Here is a 3,748-nt window from a genome sequence, read left to right on the forward strand (position 1 = left end):
GCGATGTTTGTTCAATTTCTTTTACTGTATTTTTTCGAAATTCTGCAGTATATGTTTTAAATTTTTGTTCTTTTCCTGCCATTAAAAAATGCACCTCCTCTAAAAGTTTAGTAAAGTTCTTTTTTAATTTTACTTACTTTTTGGGGTGCAGTCTTAATTCAGTATAATTTAAAAAGATTATAAGTAATAAATGGAGGTCTAAATGATAAAAATTGCTTTAATTTGTTCAGCAGGAATTAGTGCTAATCGAATTTTAGATAAGATTAATGATGTTATTGTTAAAAATAATTATGATATGCAATTTTTTGTGATAACACCAGAGCAATTAGATAATAATTACAATATTATTTTATTAGCTCCTCAAGTAGAATATTTATCAACAAAAGTAGTTGCTATTGCGAAGAATAGCAAAGTTGCTGTGTTACCATCAGAATTATATATTAATAATGATTCTAAAGGGATTATTGATTTTGTTAATACGTTATAAGTTCAAATTTTTTGTTAAAAATTTTTGTTTTATTCAATTTTACGATATTTTTTTTTAAATAGGGTATATTTGCCTTATTTTTTATGCTAAAATACACAGGTATTATTTTTAAGAAAGAAAGAGTGGTGATTTCTATGCTTGGACAGAAGGAACAGTCCGGACTGTTTTTACAATTAAGCCGGATTATTAAGGGTATCAATTTTTACAAAAGTAATACATTATTTAATATTGTTTCTGACCATCAAGAAGATAATCACCGCAGTTATTTATAATTTCTACTATTTTTAGTTGTGTTAATTTATCTTATTTTGTTTTGTCATGAAACAAAGTAAGAGAGGAAACAAATCATGTTTGGAAGAGATAGAACAAAAGAAGCTTTATTAAAAAAGCTAAGTTTTAATGATAAAAAATTAAAAGCATGTTCAAAACTTAATCAACCTGAATTATTAAACGAATTTAAAAGTAATCAGTTTGGGATAAAGACAGCTGATGTCGAAGATTTACAAAAAGAATATGGACACAATAAAGTAGATACTACTAAATTTAATTGAGTTCTAAACTTTTTTAAATCATTTTTTGGACATTTTAATTTAGTACTAATTGCGATTAGTATTTATAATTTTTATGAGTATTTTTCAACTCCTATTGCAGAACGGGGAATTGCTGATATTTTACCAACAATTATTGTAGCAGTTATGATTTTTGCAAGTGGAACAGTTGTTTATATTCAAACAATAAAAGCACATTTTGTAACGAAAAAATTAATTAATATTGTTAGTAATAAAGCAACAGTGATTCGAGATGGTAGGGGATATACTGACATTAATTACGAAAATATGTTTGAATTAATCAAAAAATCAGAAGATATTGATGTTCGTGATTTAGTACCAGGAGATTTGATTTACTTATCAAGTGGGGATATGGTTCCTGCTGATGTTCGCATTTTAGTTAGTCGTGATTTATTTATTAATCATGCTTCGTTAACCGGAGAATCAATGCCAGTTGAGAAACATGCAACAACAGATAAGGTTAATTTATTAGAATTAGAAAACATTTGTTTAATGGGTACAAGTGTTGTTTCGGGTAGTGCAATTGCAATGGTTATTCAAACGGGAGTTAAAACATATTTTTCGTCAATTTCAAGTGTATTGCAAGAAAAACGCCCTTTAACTAATTTTGAAACAGGAGTGCAACGAGTAACATTCCCATTAATTATGTTTGTGTTGATTATGGCACCAATTATTTACTTAATTTACTCAGGAACAAAAAGTGATTGATTAGGAGGAATAACATGAACAGCGGCAGCTATTGTTGGAATTATTCCTGAAATGCTGCCAATGATTGTGACAAGTAATTTAGCACGAGGAGCTCGTAAAATGAGCCGCAGTAAATTAGTATTTAAAAATTTAGGGGCAATTCAAAATTTAGGGGCAATTGATGTTTTATGTACAGATAAAACAGGAACTTTAACAAATGATAAAATTGAGTTAATTAATTATGCTAGTTTCGACAATAAAAAAGAACCAGATTTATTGAAATTATTATACTTAAATAGTTATTTTCAAACTGGAATTAAAAATCCACTAGATTCAGCAATTATTGATTATGTTAAAGAAAGTACACATTATTTTGCTCATGATAAATATCAAAAAGTTGATGAAATTCCATTTGATTTTGAACGTCGTCGTTTAACAATTATTGTTAAAAATGCAGCAGATACAAAATTAATTTCAAAAGGAGCAATTGAAGAAATTATTAATGTTTCAAATAAAATTTATTATCAAAATAAAATTGTTGAGTTAGATGATGAAATGAGAAAACAAATCATTAAGACGCTAACTCGTTTGAATGATCAGGGATACCGTGTGTTAGGAATTGGTTATAAAGTTGTTAATGAAAATCAAAAGGTTTATAACATTAATGATGAAAAAGATTTAATTTTTTATGGTTATGCAACATTTTTAGATATTCCCAAACCATCAGCATCAAAAATGGTTAAAGTATTAGCTACTCGTGGTGTTGAATTAAAAATTTTAACAGGAGATAATGCTGCTGTAACGCGTTCGATTTGTGATCGTGTAGGAATGAAAATTAAAGGAATTATTTCTGGGGAAGAATTAAATAAGTTGACTGACTATGAATTAAAACGTGCGGTTGAAATTAACAATGTTTTTGTTAAATTAAATCCAACGGAGAAATCACGAATTATTAGTTTGCTAAAAGCGAATAATCATGTTGTTGGTTTTATGGGTGATGGAATTAATGATGTGTCAGTATTACGACAAAGTGATATTGCAATTTCAGTTAATAATGCAACTGTTGTTGCTAAGGAAGCATCAGATATTATTTTATTAGAAAAATCATTAGATGTAATTGAACAAGGAATTGAACAAGGACGTTTAACATTTGGAAATATTTTAAAATATATTAAAATAACAATGGCTTCACAATTTGGGAATGTTTTTACTTTAATTATTGTGGCTTGATGAATTCCATTTACGCCAATGTTGCCAGTTCAAATGTTATTTCAAAATTTAATTTATGATTTTTCACAATTTGCGGTTGTTCTTGACCGTGTTGATGAAGATTTCTTATTACAACCACAGCGTTGACGTACAAAAGGTATGTTATCATTTGCCTTTGTTAACGGCCCAATTAGTAGTGTTTTTGATGTAATAACCTTTATTATTTTGGGGTATGGTTTTGGTGTCTTTAGTGCATATCATGCTGATCCTACTTCGGCAAATGCCGCTTATCATGTTGCAATTTTTCAATCGGGTTGATTTATTGAAGGATTAATTACTCAAATCGTTGTTATGTTAATGTTTAGAACAAAACAAATTCCATTTATTCAATCAAAACCAACTTGACCAGTTAATGTTGCCACAGGAATTGTTGTATTATTAGGATTCTTAATTCCATATGCATTGAACAATGTCTTTCCAATGACAGCACCACCATTAGTATATATTCCAATCGTCATAGGGGTTATTGGAGCGTATTGTATCACTGCTCAATTATCAAAAGTTGGTTATATTAAAGTGACAAAAAATTGATTATAAAATAATTTTAAAAATAGTTAAAAGGAATGTTTATTTATGATTAAAAGACTGCACCCCAAAAAGTAAGTAAAATTAAAAAAGAACTTTACTAAACTTTTAGAGGAGGTGCATTTTTTAATGGCAGGAAAAGAACAAAAATTTAAAACATATACTGCAGAATTTCGAAAAAATACAGTAAAAGAAATTGAACAAACATCGC

General features: G+C 28.1%; 2 protein-coding genes. Both read left to right on the plus strand.

The annotated features are described in order from the left end of the window. Positions 1-202: 202 nt before the first annotated feature. Positions 203-487, plus strand: a complete 285-nt coding sequence (locus tag D9R21_RS04905; RefSeq protein WP_126821334.1) for a PTS sugar transporter subunit IIB — start codon at positions 203-205, stop codon at positions 485-487. 347 nt (positions 488-834) lie between these two features. Continuing rightward, positions 835-3,549, plus strand: coding sequence for a magnesium-translocating P-type ATPase (mgtA, locus tag D9R21_RS04910; protein ID WP_126821335.1), 2,715 nt, complete (start codon positions 835-837; stop codon positions 3,547-3,549). The last annotated feature ends 199 nt before the right edge of the window (positions 3,550-3,748 follow it).

Origin of the sequence: Spiroplasma endosymbiont of Megaselia nigra, from assembly GCF_003987485.1 — a bacterium.
Taxonomy (GTDB): Bacteria; Bacillota_I; Bacilli_A; order Mycoplasmatales; family Mycoplasmataceae; genus Spiroplasma.